This is a genomic window from Vibrio sp. ABH4_348 (genome assembly GCF_056159765.1).
This window is the reverse complement of sequence record NZ_JBSWVW010000001.1, coordinates 1,544,875-1,562,125: the sequence shown is the minus strand read 5'-3', so window position 1 is coordinate 1,562,125 and position 17,251 is coordinate 1,544,875. Positions and strand designations below refer to the sequence as shown.

The 17,251-nt window shown below is 43.4% G+C and carries 14 protein-coding genes; 5 read left to right on the top strand and 9 right to left on the bottom strand.

From position 1 onward, the window contains the following. Positions 1 to 9: 9 nt before the first annotated feature. Positions 10 to 915 carry a 30S ribosomal protein S6--L-glutamate ligase gene (gene rimK, locus ACXAFJ_RS06975; protein WP_475322371.1) on the bottom strand — a complete coding sequence of 302 codons (906 nt, stop codon included), beginning with the start codon at positions 913 to 915 and terminating at the stop codon, positions 10 to 12. Between the two features lie 204 nt (positions 916 to 1,119). Here rimK and ACXAFJ_RS06970 point away from each other — a divergent pair, with 204 nt between their 5' ends. Continuing rightward, positions 1,120 to 1,704 carry a mechanosensitive ion channel domain-containing protein gene (locus tag ACXAFJ_RS06970; RefSeq protein WP_475322369.1) on the top strand — a complete coding sequence of 195 codons (585 nt, stop codon included), beginning with the start codon at positions 1,120 to 1,122 and terminating at the stop codon, positions 1,702 to 1,704. 16 nt (positions 1,705 to 1,720) lie between these two features. On the opposite strand, the gene ACXAFJ_RS06965 is transcribed toward ACXAFJ_RS06970, so the two are convergent. The 6 genes from ACXAFJ_RS06965 to ubiG form a co-directional block, all read right to left on the bottom strand. Next, positions 1,721 to 2,872: a flavohemoglobin expression-modulating QEGLA motif protein gene (locus ACXAFJ_RS06965; RefSeq protein ID WP_475322367.1), complete on the bottom strand. Its 1,152-nt coding sequence runs from the start codon at positions 2,870 to 2,872 to the stop codon at positions 1,721 to 1,723. A 22-nt stretch (positions 2,873 to 2,894) separates the two neighbouring features. Next, positions 2,895 to 3,416, bottom strand: coding sequence for a spermidine N1-acetyltransferase (gene speG / locus ACXAFJ_RS06960; RefSeq protein WP_475322366.1), 522 nt, complete (start codon positions 3,414 to 3,416; stop codon positions 2,895 to 2,897). Between the two features lie 163 nt (positions 3,417 to 3,579). Continuing rightward, positions 3,580 to 3,858, bottom strand: coding sequence for a class I ribonucleotide reductase maintenance protein YfaE (gene yfaE, locus ACXAFJ_RS06955; RefSeq protein ID WP_475322365.1), 279 nt, complete (start codon positions 3,856 to 3,858; stop codon positions 3,580 to 3,582). Beyond that, positions 3,858 to 4,991 carry a class Ia ribonucleoside-diphosphate reductase subunit beta gene (gene nrdB, locus ACXAFJ_RS06950; protein ID WP_475322364.1) on the bottom strand — a complete coding sequence of 378 codons (1,134 nt, stop codon included), beginning with the start codon at positions 4,989 to 4,991 and terminating at the stop codon, positions 3,858 to 3,860. Before nrdB ends, yfaE begins: the two co-directional genes overlap by 1 nt. Positions 4,992 to 5,054: 63 nt before the next feature. After that, positions 5,055 to 7,337 (bottom strand): class 1a ribonucleoside-diphosphate reductase subunit alpha, encoded by a 2,283-nt coding sequence (gene nrdA, locus ACXAFJ_RS06945; protein ID WP_475322362.1) that lies wholly within the window; start codon positions 7,335 to 7,337, stop codon positions 5,055 to 5,057. Between the two features lie 487 nt (positions 7,338 to 7,824). Beyond that, positions 7,825 to 8,538: a bifunctional 2-polyprenyl-6-hydroxyphenol methylase/3-demethylubiquinol 3-O-methyltransferase UbiG gene (gene ubiG / locus ACXAFJ_RS06940; RefSeq protein WP_475322361.1), complete on the bottom strand. Its 714-nt coding sequence runs from the start codon at positions 8,536 to 8,538 to the stop codon at positions 7,825 to 7,827. Positions 8,539 to 8,802: 264 nt separating this feature from the next. Here ubiG and gyrA point away from each other — a divergent pair, with 264 nt between their 5' ends. Next, positions 8,803 to 11,439: a DNA topoisomerase (ATP-hydrolyzing) subunit A gene (gene gyrA, locus ACXAFJ_RS06935; RefSeq protein ID WP_475322360.1), complete on the top strand. Its 2,637-nt coding sequence runs from the start codon at positions 8,803 to 8,805 to the stop codon at positions 11,437 to 11,439. A gap of 170 nt (positions 11,440 to 11,609) precedes the next feature. After that, positions 11,610 to 12,239: a LysE family translocator gene (locus tag ACXAFJ_RS06930; RefSeq protein ID WP_475322358.1), complete on the top strand. Its 630-nt coding sequence runs from the start codon at positions 11,610 to 11,612 to the stop codon at positions 12,237 to 12,239. Positions 12,240 to 12,320: 81 nt separating this feature from the next. Here ACXAFJ_RS06930 and ACXAFJ_RS06925 read toward each other — a convergent pair whose 3' ends face one another. After that, positions 12,321 to 13,220, bottom strand: coding sequence for a LysR family transcriptional regulator (locus tag ACXAFJ_RS06925; RefSeq protein ID WP_475322357.1), 900 nt, complete (start codon positions 13,218 to 13,220; stop codon positions 12,321 to 12,323). A gap of 124 nt (positions 13,221 to 13,344) precedes the next feature. On the opposite strand from ACXAFJ_RS06925, the gene ACXAFJ_RS06920 reads away from it, so the two are divergent. After that, on the top strand, positions 13,345 to 14,451 hold the full coding sequence (locus ACXAFJ_RS06920) for an NADH:flavin oxidoreductase (RefSeq protein WP_475322356.1): 1,107 nt from the start codon (positions 13,345 to 13,347) through the stop codon (positions 14,449 to 14,451). A gap of 166 nt (positions 14,452 to 14,617) precedes the next feature. On the opposite strand, the gene ACXAFJ_RS06915 is transcribed toward ACXAFJ_RS06920, so the two are convergent. Next, positions 14,618 to 15,100, bottom strand: coding sequence for a MarR family winged helix-turn-helix transcriptional regulator (locus ACXAFJ_RS06915; protein WP_475322354.1), 483 nt, complete (start codon positions 15,098 to 15,100; stop codon positions 14,618 to 14,620). A 481-nt stretch (positions 15,101 to 15,581) separates the two neighbouring features. Here ACXAFJ_RS06915 and ACXAFJ_RS06910 point away from each other — a divergent pair, with 481 nt between their 5' ends. Next, entirely contained in the window at positions 15,582 to 17,153 is a 1,572-nt protein-coding gene (locus ACXAFJ_RS06910; protein WP_475322353.1) for a BCCT family transporter, read from the top strand. Positions 17,154 to 17,251: the final 98 nt, after the last annotated feature.

The window sequence follows — 17,251 nt, the reverse complement described above, 5'->3', positions numbered from 1 at the left end:
CCTAGTTAATTAACCTTTGCCACGAGTGCGATTTGCATTCGGTTTAGCGTTTTTCTCGATAAACTCAAATATCATCCCGGCAACGTCTTTGTTGGTGGCGGTTTCGATGCCTTCCAAACCAGGAGAGGAGTTGACTTCCATAACCACTGGTCCACGATTTGATTGTAAAATATCCACACCACACAAGTTCAATCCCATGGCTTTGGCAGCATCAACCGCAGTTTGTCGTTCTTCTTTGGTAAGTCGTACCAATTGAGCGCTGCCACCGCGGTGCAAATTAGAACGAAACTCACCGTCTTCCGCTTGCCTTTTCATGGCCGCAATCACTTTGTTACCCACTACAAAACAGCGAATATCGGCGCCACCAGCCTCCTTGATGAACTCTTGGACTAGGATGTTGGCTTTCAATCCCATGAACGCTTCGATCACGCTTTCCGCAGCTTTATTGGTTTCTGCTAGCACCACACCAATGCCTTGCGTACCTTCGAGTAACTTAATTACCAGTGGTGCGCCACCTACGTTTTTGATCAAATCCTGAATTTTGTCAGGCTTACTGGCAAACCCTGTGCGAGGTAGTCCAATACCTTTGCGAGACAATAGTTGCAGGGAACGCAGCTTGTCACGTGAGCGACTGATCGCGACAGACTCATTCACACAAAATGTTCCCATCATTTCGAACTGACGAACCACAGCAGTACCATAAAATGTAATGGAGGAACCAATCCTCGGAATTACGGCATCGTAGTGGGGCAGTTCTTCACCGTGATAGCGAACTTTTGGATTACTACTGGTGATGTCCATGTAGCAGTGCAGAGTGTCAATAATGTCGACGGTGTGTCCTCGAGCTTCTCCCGCTTCTTTAAGACGACGCGTTGAGTACAAATTTTCATTTCGGGATAAGATGGCAATGCGCATAGCGATATGTCCTTAATAACGTATATCGATTTTGGCGCGAATGTAGCGGGAAGACGCGCGGAACTATAGTGAAAAATATTTATCGTGACGATAGATATTTTTTTAGGCCAAATGTCAGTATAGTCGTTTTAATTCTGAGGCTTAGTGACTACACTCGCGAACGTAATACTAGGTCATTATTAAGGTAAATAAGGATACTCCACTATGGAATTGACGTGGGATAACCAATTAGTCCAGCAAATTTCTATTGGATTAGTGCTATTGATTGCTTTTGTGAGTTTTAAAAGACTTTCCTCGAAGTGGTTAATGACCTTAGCCCAGAAGAAAGGTGTCTCATTGCAAAGAAGGCAATTCATTGTTAAATCAATGAACGTCTCTTCCTTTTTAGTTTTTATTGCCGTTTTTACCATCGTTCTGGGCGTGGGATTTGGCGATATTTCTCTGTTTCTTTCCTCAATATTCGCGGTATTGGGTGTTGCGCTATTTGCTCAGTGGTCAATATTGAGTAATTTGACTGCCAGTGTCCTGATCTTCTTTGTATTTCCTTATCGCATCGGCGACAAGATCATGGTGGTTGACAAAGATGCGGATATTCGAGGAAAAATCATTGATATCACCATGTTCCACGTGCTTATAAAACATGAAGACGGTGACACCATTAGCTATCCCAATAATTTGATATTGCAGAAAGGGGTGGTTAAATTGTCGGATACTGGCAAAAGCAACATCATGGTCAAAAAAGTAGAAGAAATCGGCATAAAACCAGAATCAGCCAAAGAGGTGAGTTAACTCCCACCTCTTTTAATTAGATTAAAGCGTTGCTGATCAACTCCATTACGGGATCAGTAGCTGTGGTACTGTGAAATGCAGGTGTGATTCGACTTGGAGGTAACAACAAGCCTTTGTCGATTAATCGAGTCAATTCTGGTAAAAACTCTAATGATGTCTTTCCTGTCAGCAAATGATGAAAGTTCACTTCGTTTTCTTTGGCAAGTAATATCTGCCGCAAACCACTTAAGTACATAAAATCTTTGGTAAACCCGCCACCTCGGTAAATCCTCGCGGTAATGGTGAATACCACGTTAGCTTCGACGTGGTATTGCTCGACTAACATCGAATAGGTTTTTTTAAACGATTTATCAACCAACATTGAATTAACGGCTAGCACCCTTAGAGCCAATATTTTAAGACGTTTAATGGAAAGTTGACCTGCTAACATTTCGGCTAAAATTGCCAGACCTTCTTGAGTTTTGGTGTTAACCGGCAGTCCCATCGACAACAGCTTAAGTGGTTGTTCTCTCGCATTCAGTGTTGTCAGCAAATGGACCCCTAGTTCATGATGGGCCAGCGCTAACGTATCTTGCCGGCTTAGTTTGGCATTTTTGTTCAGTTTCACAGTAGTGCCGGATACCAAAGCATTGGCAATCATATTTTCTTCAATGCTTACGGTGTGGTAGTAATTGTGGGTATTGGCAAACTCAGTCAATACGTGGTGAATTTGAGTTGTATTGAGTAATTCGTCAGCTTTTTGCTCTGATGGTAGATGCAGAATAAATTGAGCGTTCTGTATGTCTTTGCGACTTGGCTCGCCATAATACCGCAGCGAGTTATATAAAAACTCAGGAGTACCCACTGTTTCAATCTGGTCAACCTTATCGACGTAGGACAGAATAGTCGCTCGATATAGACGACATAGGTCGTCGTCTTGGATCTCTTCAACAGGAAGGTTTAACAACGCTCTTTTGATTGAATAGCTATTAATTTCTCTCGGAACGTAACAAAAATTCGGCTCGACCGAACAGTTTGAATCGAAAAATCGTTGTTTTTCGTCGCTAAAATTTGACGGGTTAACCGCATTGAGGATTTCAATATCACGAACTAGGTTAAACAGTGCCTGATCGACTTTTAAGGTCTTTTCACACCGAAATTCCGGTGGAATATGAGTGTTGGTGTTCAATAACATTACTCTGGGGAAAGGGTTAACGACAAATCTTTAAATAGTCACTTTGCAAAATGTACATCCGCTTCGCGTCTCTATATTGCCCATTGGTAAAAAACTCTTGTTTTAGATGTCCTTCTTCAATGAAACCACTGGTCTTGTATAAATGAATGGCCTTGTGATTATCTTCGGCGACAATCAGGTATACCTTATTGAGATTCAAAATGCTAAACGAGTATTCAAGTGCCTTATTGAGAACAGACCGGGCATATCCTTGCCCCTGAAAACTCGGTGAAATAATGATTTGAAATTCCGCTTTGCGATGAATGTAGTCAATTTCGATCAGTTCGACTAATCCTACAACTTCACCATTTGCAGATTCGACAATAAATCGACGTTCGTCATCATCATGAATGTGTTGTTGATAGAGTTCTTCTAATTCATCAAACGACTCATAGGGCTCTTCAAACCAATAAGCCATGATATTACGATTGTTATTAAGACCGTGAACAAAGCGAAGATCGGAGCGTTCCAGCGCTCTGAGTTTAATTTCAACCGACATGAAAAGTGTCTGCAAAGGGTAAGAGAAAACCAATATCTGCCTAGTTCTAATAAAAGGCAAGATATATTTGTGATGGGATGGCGAATTTTAATTTTTAGGAGGTAAACATCTGTGTCCGAACTATTGAGCAGAGATAATTCTGCCCAAATAGCAATAGATAAAGTTAGGCCAGCTTTTCTAGAGGCCGGTAGTCTACATTATTCAGTTCGACATCAGACTTTGCTCGGCTTATACAGGGTAATATCTCATTACCCTGCATATAAGCCATAGCGAAGCCGACATACTCGACTTCACCACTGATCAAACTACACTTGCACGCTCCACAGTGGCCATCACGGCAATTGTATTCTGGAGCCAATCCAGCACGCTCCATTGTTTCCAATAGAGTATCGGCTGGATTGCTTTCGACAACAGTCGCGTTATTGATCTGAACTCGAGCCATTACAATTCGAAGTCTTCAAAATCGTCTGCGCTGACTTCGTTGTCAATTTGACCAACAAGGTAAGAGCTAATTTCTGCTTCTTGAGGGGCAACTTGCACGTTATCAGACGTCAACCAAGCGTTGATCCATGGAATTGGGTTTGATGTTGCTTCTGGATAAGCTGGAGCTAGACCCACTGCTTGCATACGTATGTTGGTAATGTATTCGACATACTGACACAAGATGTCTTTGTTAAGCCCGATCATGGAGCCATCTTTGAATAGGTATTCTGCCCACTCTTTTTCTTGCTCTGCGGCATCTTTGAAGAGATCGAAACACTCTTGCTTACATTCTTCTGCTACTTGCATGAAGGTGAAGTCGTCTTGACCGTTGCGCAGCAAGTTAATCATGTGCTGAGTACCAGTAAGGTGTAGTGCTTCATCACGAGCGATTAGCTTGATGATTTTGGCATTACCTTCCATTAGTTCACGCTCTGCAAAAGCGAACGAACAAGCAAAACTCACGTAGAATCGAATGGCTTCCAACGCGTTCACTGACATCAGACACACGTAAAGCTTTTTCTTCAACTCGTACAGGTTAACGTCGACGGTTTCACCGTTGATTTCATGTTTACCTTCACCGTACTTGTGGTAGTCAGAGGTTGCTTCAATCAAGTCATCGTAGTAGCGAGAAATATCTTCTGCACGTTTTAGGATGTGTTCGTTCTCCACAATGTCATCAAACACCAAACCAGGGTCTGTAACGATGTTACGGATGATGTGAGTGTAAGAACGGGAATGAATTGTCTCAGAGAAAGACCAAGTTTCGATCCAAGTTTCGACTTCTGGCAATGACACCAAAGGCAGGAGTGCAACGTTAGGACTGCGCCCTTGAATTGAATCCAGTAGAGTCTGATATTTCAGGTTAGAGATGAAGATGTGTTTTTCATGCTCTGGTAGTTTGTTGTAGTCAATGCGATCAGAAGAGACATCGACTTCTTCGGGACGCCAGAAGAAGGACAATTGCTTTTCGATTAGCTTTTCAAAAATTTCAAACTTTTGTTGGTCATAACGAGCCACGTTAACCGATTGACCCAAAAACATTGGTTCTTTGAGTTGGTCGTTTTTAGTCTGGTTAAAAGTACTGTAAGCCATGTTCTATTTCCTCAAAAGCCCTTTGAATCTGCAAAGGGCTTGTCATTGTTCTCTGTCGCTTAGTTAGATTTTGCAACCGCCGCCGGCACAATCGTCATCTTGTTGCTCGACTTTTCCGTCTTGCTCGTCTTTCGCTCCATCACGCGTATTGTGGTAGTACAGCGTTTTTACGCCAAACTTGTACGCAGTCAAAAGATCTTGCAGCAGCTTTTTCATCGGTACTTTACCGCTTTCGAACAAGGTTGGATCATAGTTGGTGTTGGCAGAAATCGCTTGGTCAACGAACTTCTGCATGATGCCAACGAGGTGCAGGTAACCATCATTTTGGCCGATGTCCCAAAGCAGCTCATAGTTCTCTTTTAAGCGAGTAAACTCTGGAACCACTTGCTTCAGGATACCGTCTTTTGATGCTTTTACTGAAACGTAGCCGCGAGGCGGCTCAATTCCGTTAGTCGCATTTGAAATCTGTGATGATGTTTCCGATGGCATTAACGCTGTTAGCGTTGAGTTACGCAAACCGTACTCCATGATTTCTTCACGAAGTGCGTCCCAATCGTAATGCAGTGGTTCGTCACAAATCTTGTCTACCGCATCTTTGTAGGTGTCAGTAGGTAGCAAGCCTTTTGCGTAATTGGTTTCGTGGAATGACGGACAACGCCCTTGTTCTTTTGCTAACGCAACAGAAGCTTTTAACAAGTAGTACTGCATGGCTTCAAACGTGCGGTGTGTTAGGCCATTGGCACTACCATCCGAATACTTGACCCCATTTTTCGCTAGATAGTACGCATAGTTGATCACGCCAACACCTAGAGTGCGTCGGTTCATTGTCGAGCGACGCGCAGCTGGAAGCGGGTAGTCTTGGTAATCAAGCAGAGCGTCTAGAGCACGAACTACAAGATCAGACAGTTCTTCAAAATCATCCAAAGATTCAATCGCACCCAAGTTAAATGCAGATAGAGTACATAGAGCAATTTCACCTGACTCGTCTTCAACATTGTTAAGCGGCTTAGTTGGTAGCGCTATCTCTAGACAAAGGTTAGATTGACGCACTGGCGCAACGCTTGGGTCAAATGGACTGTGCGTATTACAGTGGTCGACGTTTTGAATGTAAATACGTCCAGTAGAAGCACGTTCTTGCATTAGCAAGGTGAACATCTCTAGCGCTTTGATAGTATCTTTTTTGATTGAAGGGTCTTGTTCGTATTTAACGTACAGCTCTTCGAACTTATCTTGATCTTCAAAGAAAGCGTCATATAGGCCCGGAACATCTGAAGGCGAGAACAGAGTAATGTTGCCGCCTTCAATTAAACGTTGGTACATCAGGCGGTTTAACTGAACACCATAATCCATATGACGGACGCGGTTTTCTTCAACACCACGGTTGTTTTTCAGTACCAATAATGAGCGCGCTTCGCCGTGCCAAAGTGGGTAGAAAACCGTTGCCGCACCGCCACGCACACCACCTTGAGAACAACATTTCACAGAAGTTTGGAAGTATTTGTAAAACGGAATACAGCCAGTGTGGAAAGCTTCCCCACCGCGAATTTCTGATCCTAATGCACGAATTCGACCTGCATTAATACCGATACCCGCACGCTGAGATACGTAACGAACGATCGAACTCGCAGTCGCATTGATTGAATCTAGACTGTCACCACACTCAATCAGGACACATGAACTGAACTGACGTGTAGGAGTACGTACACCAGACATAATTGGCGTAGGTAAAGAAATCTTAAAGGTAGAAGCGGCGTCATAGAAACGCTTTACATAATCTAAACGCGTGGCTTTTGGGTATTTGGAGAACAGACAAGCTGATACCAAAATGTATAGGAACTGAGCACTTTCGTAGATCTGACCAGAAACTCGGTTTTGAACGAAGTATTTACCTTCTAGCTGTTTAACCGCAGCGTAAGAAAAATCTAGGTCGCGTTTGTGGTCGATGTAGTCGTTCAACTCATCTAATTCAGCACGGGTGTAGTCTTCCAGAATATGACCATCGTATTTACCCATTTCCACCATTTTAGATACATGGTCAAAAAGCGCTGGTGGCTCATATTGGCCGTAGGCTTTTTTACGCAGGTGGAACACCGCCAAGCGAGCGGCCAAATATTGATAATCTGGAGTTTCTTCAGAAATCAAATCAGCAGCAGATTTGATAATGGTTTCATGAATATCTGAAGTGGTAATTCCGTCGTAGAATTGAATATGAGCACGCAATTCAACTTGCGAGACAGAGACGTTGTCCAATCCTTCGGCAGCCCATGTGATCACGCGATGGATCTTTTCGAGATCTATATTCTCTTTGCGTCCATTACGCTTTGTGACGGTGAGTTGTTGGTTCATTCTGCTTCATTTCCCTAACAAAACTGATTAAAGCTCTATTTTGTGCAATTTATGCAAGCTAGTAAGCTGGCTTTGTGATCGTTGTTGTATGTTTTGATTATAGCGTAAACACAACATATAGGGGTGTTTGGCTATTCGGGTTACAAGATAGAGCTATGAGGGGGTGATTTCAAGTAACAGATCTTGGAAGAGTTGTGGATAAGTAGCAAAATAAAAAAAAAACAGTAAGTAAACACTAACCGAATGAAAACAGACGTCACGGGGACTGAGAAAACTTATGTTTTTGGATCGTTGAATTCATAACCACAAACAAAAAAAAATTCCTTGATCTTTTAGGAAAATTTGGGTGCAGAGCGTGTTGATTTAAAATGGAACAAAGTGCACAAATTTGAGTCAGGGCAATAAGTTAATTCTTTTGATTGAGAGGGATGTCAAAGCAATTAGTACGAGCAGCAAAACGGCTACTCATACTAACTGTGTAACTTGATTAAAACGCTGAAAGTTTAGTGTGCACTATGTAGTTGACGTCGACGTTATGTCCTAGCTTATAACTGTCCGTCAAAGGGTTGTACAAAAGGCCAGTGATACCTTGTTCTTTGAGCTCAGTTTGGTCAACCATCCCGATTAACTCGGAAGGGCGGATAAACTTTTGATGATCATGAGTACCATCAGGAACGATCTTGAGCAGCTTTTCTGCGCCGACAATCGCAAATAGATAGGATTTGAAATTGCGGTTTAGAGTAGAGAAAAATACATGCCCACCAGGTTTGACCAACTTAGCGCAAGATTGGATTACAGAAAGCGGGTCGGGCACGTGCTCCAGCATTTCCATACAGGTTACAACATCGTAAAACTGCGGTCGCTCAGCTGCATGGTCTTCGACGGTGTTTTGAATGTAATCTAGTTTAGTATCGGTTTCTAACGCGTGTAACCTCGCCACTTCAAGCGGCTCTTTACCCATATCTAAACCAGTAACATTGGCGCCCTGACGTGCCATGCTTTCTGCAAGGATACCGCCACCGCATCCTACGTCGAGAATAGTCTTGCCAAAAATACCGTCTGCACAATCCATTACATATTTGAGCCTGAGAGGATTAATTTGATGCAGTGGTTTGAATTCGCCTTGCAAATCCCACCAACGAGATGCCATGTCTTCAAACTTCTTGATTTCTGCCGGGTCAACATTTTGCTGAGCGCTCATCGCTGCTCCTTACTGATTACAACGGTTTCTCGGCATTATACTCCGTCAGAGACATATAGGAAGATTTGTCAATTTGTGGTGATTTATTGTACAAAAATCAGTCTGGTAGCCACAATGCGTTTGATTTCTCGGCACTTGGTTCACAACTAAGCTCACAACCTTGTAAAACAAGGGGGAAAGAGATGCCTAGCCAGTATTTTGTGTGTTATATTTCTCGGTCTTCAACGTATTCGAAATACGAAACTATAGAGGGATATTGGCTCTATGAGCGATCTAGCTAAAGAGATCACGCCCGTTAACATCGAAGATGAGCTAAGAGGTTCATACCTAGACTACGCGATGTCAGTCATCGTAGGTCGTGCTCTTCCAGACGTGCGTGATGGTCTAAAGCCGGTTCACCGTCGTGTGCTTTACGCGATGAATGTACTGGGCAATGATTGGAACAAACCATATAAGAAATCAGCCCGTGTCGTGGGCGACGTAATTGGTAAATATCACCCACATGGTGATAGTGCGGTATACGACACCATAGTTCGTATGGCACAGCCTTTCTCGCTGCGTTACATGCTTGTAGACGGCCAAGGTAACTTCGGCTCCATCGACGGTGACTCTGCGGCGGCAATGCGTTATACCGAAGTCCGCATGGCAAAAATCTCTCACGAGCTGCTTGCTGACCTCGATAAAGAAACCGTGGATTACGTACCTAACTACGATGGTACTGAGCAAATCCCTGCGGTTCTTCCTACAAAAATTCCAAACCTGTTGGTTAACGGTGCGTCCGGTATTGCGGTTGGTATGGCAACCAATATCCCGCCACATAACCTAACAGAAGTCATCAATGGCTGTTTGGCGTACATTGATGATGAGAGCATTACCATTGATCAGCTGATGGACCATATTCCGGGTCCAGACTTTCCGACTGCCGCACTAATCAGTGGTCGCAAAGGAATTGTGGATGCCTACAAAACGGGTCGCGGTAAAGTTTATATGCGCTCAAAAGCGGATATTGAAACGGATAAAAATGGTCGAGAAACCATTATTGTTACCGAGATCCCTTACCAAGTTAACAAAGCTCGTTTGATTGAAAAGATCGCTGATCTGGTTAAAGAAAAACGTGTTGAGGGCATCAGTGCTCTGCGCGACGAGTCTGACAAGGACGGTATGCGCATCGTTATCGAATGTAAGCGCGATGCTGTGGGTGAAGTGGTTCTGAACAACCTATACGCCAACACGCAATTGCAGACTACATTCGGCATCAACATGGTTGCGTTGAACAACGGTCAACCACAGCTGTTTAACTTAAAAGACATGCTGAAATGCTTCGTTGACCACCGTCGCGAAGTTGTCACTCGTCGTACTATCTACGAATTGAGAAAAGCACGTGACCGCGCCCATATCCTTGAAGGTTTAGCTCTCGCGTTAGCCAATATCGATGAAATCATTGATCTAATTCGTAACGCGCCAACACCAGCTGAAGCAAAAGCTGGCTTGGTTGCTCGCGGTTGGGATTTGGGCAATGTGGCTGCAATGCTTGAACGTGCAGGTACTGATGCTGCTCGTCCTGACTGGTTAGAAGAGCAATACGGTATTCGCGATGGCCAGTATTTCCTGACTGAACAGCAAGCTCAGGCTATCTTGGATCTACGTCTTCATAAACTGACAGGCCTAGAGCACGAGAAAATTCTAGACGAATACAAAGCGCTTCTAGAAGAAATTGCTGAACTAATGCACATTTTGGCAAGTACAGAACGTTTGATGGAAGTGATTCGCGAAGAGTTAGAAACGGTTCGTGATGCATTTGGTGATGAACGTCGTACAGAAATCACCGCTGCTATTCACGATATCGACATGGAAGAGCTAATCGCTCGTGAAGATGTCGTAGTTACCTTGTCACATGAAGGTTACGCGAAATACCAGCTGTTGAGTGAGTACGAAGCGCAACGTCGTGGCGGTAAAGGTAAGAGTGCCACGCGAATGAAAGACGAAGATTATATCGAGCGTCTACTGGTTGCCAACACTCACGACAACATTCTGTGTTTCTCTACACGTGGTAAAACCTACCGATTGAAAGTGTATCAATTGCCACAAGCGTCTCGAACTGCACGTGGTAAGCCAATTGTTAACTTGTTGCCTCTTGAAGATGGCGAACGCATTACAGCCATTTTGCCAGTGACTGAGTTCAGCGATGACAAGTACATCTTTATGGCAACCGGTGACGGTACCGTTAAGAAGACGTCATTGGATCAGTTTGCTAATGTACGTGCCAATGGTTTGATTGCGGTTAACCTTCGTGATGATGACTCGCTAATTGGTGTCGATATCACTGATGGTGACAGTGATATCATGCTGTTCTCTAAAGCAGGTAAAGTGGTTCGATTCAACGAGCAAGCTGTACGTGCAATGGGTCGAACGGCTGCAGGTGTTCGCGGTATTAAACTTGCTGAAAATGACCAAGTGGTTTCTTTGATTGTACCTAAGTCAGACGGCGATGTTCTAACCGTTACCGAAAATGGTTACGGCAAGCGTACAGACCTTGCGGAATACCCAGCTAAGAGCCGTGCCACTCAGGGTGTTGTATCTATTAAGGTTTCTGAACGTAACGGTAGCGTAGTAGGTGCAGTACAAGTGGAAGAAGGCGATGAGATCATGATGATCACAGACGCTGGAACACTAGTGAGAACTCGCGTTTCTGAAGTCAGCCAAGTTGGACGTAATACTCAAGGTGTGACACTAATTCGTACCGCTGAAGATGAGCATGTAGTAGGGCTGCAGCGCATTGATGAAGTTGAAGAAGACTTGATTGAAGACGGTTCAGAGGATGCTGAAGTGCCAGAATCTGCTGAAGCGACGCAAGACTCCGAAGCTCCAAGCCAAGATAGCGAAGAATCATCTGAAGATTAATCTTTGTGATTGCTAATTAAGCTGCTATGTTAAAGCCGAGTCTGATGACTCGGCTTTTTTATTGTCTCGTCTAATTAATTGGTGAACAAAAGGTTTCAAGCTACACGCATAACCTATCGAGATATTGCTCTCAAGAAGAGAGCTATCAAATGAATTTAAGGATGAATTCTATGTCAATTGAAATGTGGCTCGCGTATTGCGCGGCTGTGCTCGTGCTTACTGCTTCCCCCGGACCTAGTTCTCTTTTATGTGTTACCAAAGGAGCGACTCAAGGTTTTCATGCTGCAGTACTGACAGCACTTGGCAGTCTAACGGCAATCACTGGAATTTTGAGCTTATCTTTTACTGGTCTAGGGCTAGTCATTGCCTCATCTGATTTGGTTTTTACCGCCATCAAGTACATCGGTGCGGCTTACCTAATTTACCTTGGTGTTCAGGCTTTTCGTTCGAATCAGAACTCATTTGAAATTGATGAGACGAGAATTGATGTACCACAACAAAAGTGGTACCAGCATTACTTTTCTGGTTTTGTTGTCGGTGCAAGTAACCCTAAGGCCATTTTGTTTTTCACGGCTCTTTTTCCCCAGTTCATCAACCCTGAAGTCGCTATGTGGAGCCAATACTTAACGCTCGCTTCAACCTTTGTTGTGATGGAGCTGAGTTGGTTACTTATCTATGGACGCATTGGAGCCGTGTCGACTCGCTGGTTATTGAGTGAAGGTAGGGCAAAGCTGTTTAACCGTCTAACTGGCTCCGTGTTTGTTGGTGCAGGTGTGTTAATGACCTCGGTAAATCGATAGCGCTCAAATATAGATAATGCAAAAACATCGAGAGCACTAGAAAACCGATTGTAATTAGATATAGAGCAGCCATTGGCTGCTTTATTGGTTAATAGCTTTTGAAATAAAGTCGAGCAAGGCGATGAGGCGTGCTGGTGGCACGGCAGACTTTCTACGCAAAGCATAGAGGTTAAGGTGTCTTTTGGGAACATCTGGTAAAACTTCGGTCACCTTTTTGCTACGCAGCAGTTCATGGCAGAGAAAACTAGGTAAGTGTGCAACGCCAAGATCCTTAAGCACCAAATTTAATAAATGCTGACTATTGTTGGACGTTACATGCGGAGTTGGTCGAACTCGATGTTCCTTGCCTTTATCAGTCAAAATCCACTCTGTTGATACTTGATTTAGCTGCTGATAGACCAAGAGGTGATGGTCAGCAAGATCGGATGTTTTTCTAATAGCCACTTTAGTTTGTAGGTAATCTTCCGTCGCAACCAAGTGATAAGAATACTGAGTCAAGTTTCGGCATATAAGACTACTATCTTCTAGCTGGTGAGCCAGTCGTAAGATTACGTCGAACTCAGTGGTACCTGCGTTAACAAATTCATCGTCGAACACCGTATTAACTTGTATCTCAGGATGCTGTGCTTGGAAAGCCGACAAAATCGGTGATAGGACTGACAGCCCCCACGATAGAGGTGCGGCTAGTGTAATTGTTCCGGATAAGTCATCCCGCTTATTAGACAAATCATCCAGCGCATCTTGCCAGTTTTGTAAAAGTTTCACTGCATGCCGGTACAGTTTTTCTCCCTCGATAGTCGGTTTGATGCTTCGTGTTGAGCGCTTGAATAAAGTGACGTTTAGATTGTCCTCAAGATCATCCACGACCTTGGATACTCGGGCATTTGATAGATTTAAATGTTGTGCGGCGCGTGTAAAGTTTCCCTTCTCAAATATGGCAATCACGACCTTTAGATTTTCTAAGTAGTTAATGTCACGCATATTTAACTTTTGGTTAACTGTATTTCAATTTTACTGAGTATTATAAATATTTAGTAAATTATATAAAGTGCTCCTATCAGATTGATTCAGATGTAAGCCAATTTAAGGCTTGATGGAGAGAACAATGAAGCACAACACATTCAATAAACCAGCGACGATTTCGAAAACAGAATTTAAGAACTCTTTGGCTGTGGCACCGATGACTCGGGTAAGCTCAGACCCTTACGGTATGATTACTAAGCAAGTAGAAGACTATTACATGTCTTATGCGAACGGTGGTTTTGGTCTTGTAATTACAGAAGGACTTTACACCGATAAGGCATTTAGCCAGACCTACAGAAACCAACCCGGTTTAACTAGTCCAGAACAGGCGAACTCTTGGCGAGGACTTATCAAACGCAGTGAAACAGTAGGGACAAAGATTATTGCCCAACTGATGCATGGGGGAGCATTAAGCCAATTTAATAAGTACAAGCCAATTTCGATTGCACCCTCTGCGGTCAAACCCAAAGGCCAACAAATGACATTTTATTATGGGGAAGGGGACTATAGCGTTCCACGTGAAATAACTAAAAAAGAAATCGAGCAAGTTATTTATGGTTACGTCCACGCAGCGACATTAGCACAGAAAGCCGGCTTTTCTGGAGTGGAAATTCATGGAGCGAATGGCTATTTACTCGATCAGTTTTTGACTAAATATACTAACCAAAGACAAGATGAGTACGGCGGTAGTGTAGAGAATCGATTGAAGCTCATCATTCAGATCCTCGAGGGAATTAAAACTGTCACCTCTCCAGGTTTTATTGTTGGAGTGCGTTTTTCTCAGAGTAAGGTAAATGATTACGAATACCGATGGGATAGCGAGGACGAAGCGGAGTACATTTTTGAACAGGTTAAAAAATGTGGCGCCGATTATCTTCATATCACCGAATATGATGTCACTAGACCAATGATTGAAGGCAGGGAGAGAACGATGGGAGAAATCGCTGCTAAAGCCACTAACTTGCCAATCATTGTTAACGGCGGAGCACATACAGCTGAGCAGGTGGAAAAAGCGTTCAATGTGACTGGTGCCGATCTTATCTCATTAGGTAAAACAGCACTCGCCAATCCAGATTGGCCAAACCGAGTCCTAAATCAACAGAAGTTGTCAGACTTTAATTTCGCTATGTTTGAGCCATTAGCGGACCTAAATTCTCAACAAGCGTATTTAGATAACTCGGCTGGCTAGAAGATAAAAAAAGGCCGGCTGTTGGTCAGCCGGCTAAGTTCAGGGGTTACCCAAGATACCGTGTCGGGTATCAATCACTTGGATAAACTCAGTCTAGTTGTTTGTCACCCTTCTTTGTCAATCCACTGTAAGATTTACCGAGCCATTTGTCAGGGATTCTTAAACTCTATTCCTGTTCGTTCTTAGTAATGCTGCCAATCTCCAGCACCGGGGCAACTTCGATATCTTCGGCGTTCATCATAGAAGAAATGCGTTGAATCGAAGAGAGCAACAAAGTTTGTTCCCACTCTTCTAGCTTTTGAAATTTGTCTACAAAGTGCTGTTGCAAAGGTAGAGGAGCCGTGGCGAGGGCTTCTTTCCCTTTAGGAGTTAAATGAGCATGAACCTTACGTTTGTCTGTTTGGCTGCGAACTCTTTCAACCAAAGAGTTTCGTTCCAACCTATCGAGGATGGTAGTCGCAGTGGCCTGACTCATGTTGGTATGATCAGAAAGCTGCTTAATGGTAACTTCGCCTAGATCTCGAATAGATCGCATTAACAGTAACTGGGGTGCGGTCAACCCAGCTTCTTTACTCAATTTTTTTGAGTGTAAATCTATCGCTCTGATTATTTGTCTCAATGAGACTAAAACTTCTTCGTGTTTTTCCAAGAGTCTTTCCAAAAAAGTGCTGAATTACTGCTAAATGTTGCAAGCTGCCTTGTTTAATGGAACCGCAACGCAACTAGTTTACCACCATAAAAGATTAGATACTCGCTGATTGTTTCAACCATTTGATTTGCTTATCACTTGCGTAGTAGGTGGCTAAAGAGGCAATGAGTGAAAAGCCTAGTTCAATTACGCTACGTATGTTTAGTATACGAATGTTAAGGTTCGGGTAATAGATGTTATGGCTTTGATTTCGACATTGTAACGTTTAGATCAATAAAGTATTTGTGATTGTTTTGTTTTTATAAGTTTCTGTTTTTAAGCGGTTATAACTGTTTTTACATGGAGAACTGGATAAATATTGCTTCGTGTACTGATATTTATAGTAAAAGTTGTTAGGATCCTGCGCCTGCAATGTCTGCACCTCGGTTTATTGTGGTGTAAGGAATGACTCCATTGGAGTAACACAACTCAGGATTGATTTATGAGTGAAGTAAACGATAAGTACAGTATCGAAAGTACCGACTATGAAGTGGGTCAAGACAATGTTCAAAAGTGGGGCTTTGATGTCCACAATCCAGTATTTGCAGTAAGTGCAAGCCTTATCCTGCTATTCTTGGCCATTACTTTGCTAATGGATGCAGAGCTTATAAAAAGTAAGTTAGATGGACTCAAATGGCAGATTATTGGTTCATTTGATTGGCTTTTCATTTGGTCTGGCAACATCTTTGTTCTATTTTGTTTGATTTTAGCTCTATCACCTTTTGGGCGAATTCGCCTTGGTGGTAAAGAAGCTAAGGCAGAATATTCGGGTCTATCATGGCTGGCCATGCTATTCGCTGCGGGCATGGGCATTGGTTTGATGTTTTGGAGTGTCGCTGAGCCAGTCGCGTATTTCACAGCATGGTATGAGACTCCTTTAGGTGTAGAAGCTAACACACCTGAAGCGGCAAAAATGGCGCTGGGTGCAACCATGTACCATTGGGGCATTCACCCGTGGGCAATGTACGGAGTTGTTGCACTATCGCTCGCGTTTTTTTCCTTTAACAAAGGTTTACCTCTGTCTATCCGTTCTATCTTCTACCCTATTTTGGGTGATAGAACCTGGGGTATAGCCGGACACATTATTGACATTTTGGCAGTATTAGCCACTTTATTTGGATTGGCTACCTCGCTAGGTTTGGGTGCGCAACAAGCGGCGAGTGGGTTACAACATGTGCTTGGCTTAGAATCGGGTTTGACGATTCAGCTGGTGGTGATTGTTGTCGTGACTCTTCTCGCTGTGGTTTCTGTGGTAAGAGGAATCGATGGCGGGGTCAAAGTTATTAGTAACATTAATATGTTACTTGCCTTTGCTTTGTTGATATTTGTCGGATTAATGTCGTTTTCGACTACGCTTTCAGCAATACCAATGACCTTGATGGCTTATTTTGAAAACATCATCCCATTAAGTAACCCACACGACAGACAAGATGAAGCTTGGTTCCAAGGTTGGACTGTTTTCTATTGGGCCTGGTGGGTATCTTGGTCACCATTTGTTGGAATGTTTATTGCGCGGATTTCTAAAGGAAGAACCGTCAGAGAATTCCTATTTGCCGTCCTGATTGTCCCAACTGTCATTACTCTGATTTGGATGTCAGTATTCGGTGGTTTGGCCATAGACCAAGTTGCAAACCAAGTTGGTGCTTTGGGTACTCAAGGTCTTAAAGATGTCTCGCTAGCGATGTTCCAGGCTTTTGATGAGTTGCCGCTGAGTGAATTGCTCTCAGGCTTAGCCATTATTCTGGTTTTGGTCTTTTTTATCACTTCGTCTGATTCTGGTTCACTAGTGATCGACAGTATTACATCGGGTGGCAAAGTCGATGCTCCAGTCCCGCAGCGTGTGTTCTGGGCAGTGATGGAAGGTGCGATTGCTGCCGCCTTGCTATGGATAGGTGGTACTCAGGCCATTCAAGCCTTACAAGCTGGTGCGATTTCGACTGCGCTGCCATTCACATTTGTGTTATTGCTAATGTGCGTCAGTTTAATAAAAGCCATGCGTACGGAAGAGTTCTAAGCGAACAAAAATGGAGGGGTAACCCTCCATTTTTCCATCTGTACTTTATTTGCGTTTGCGGAATCTCTACACTATCGAGATTCATCAAAACTGCTGTG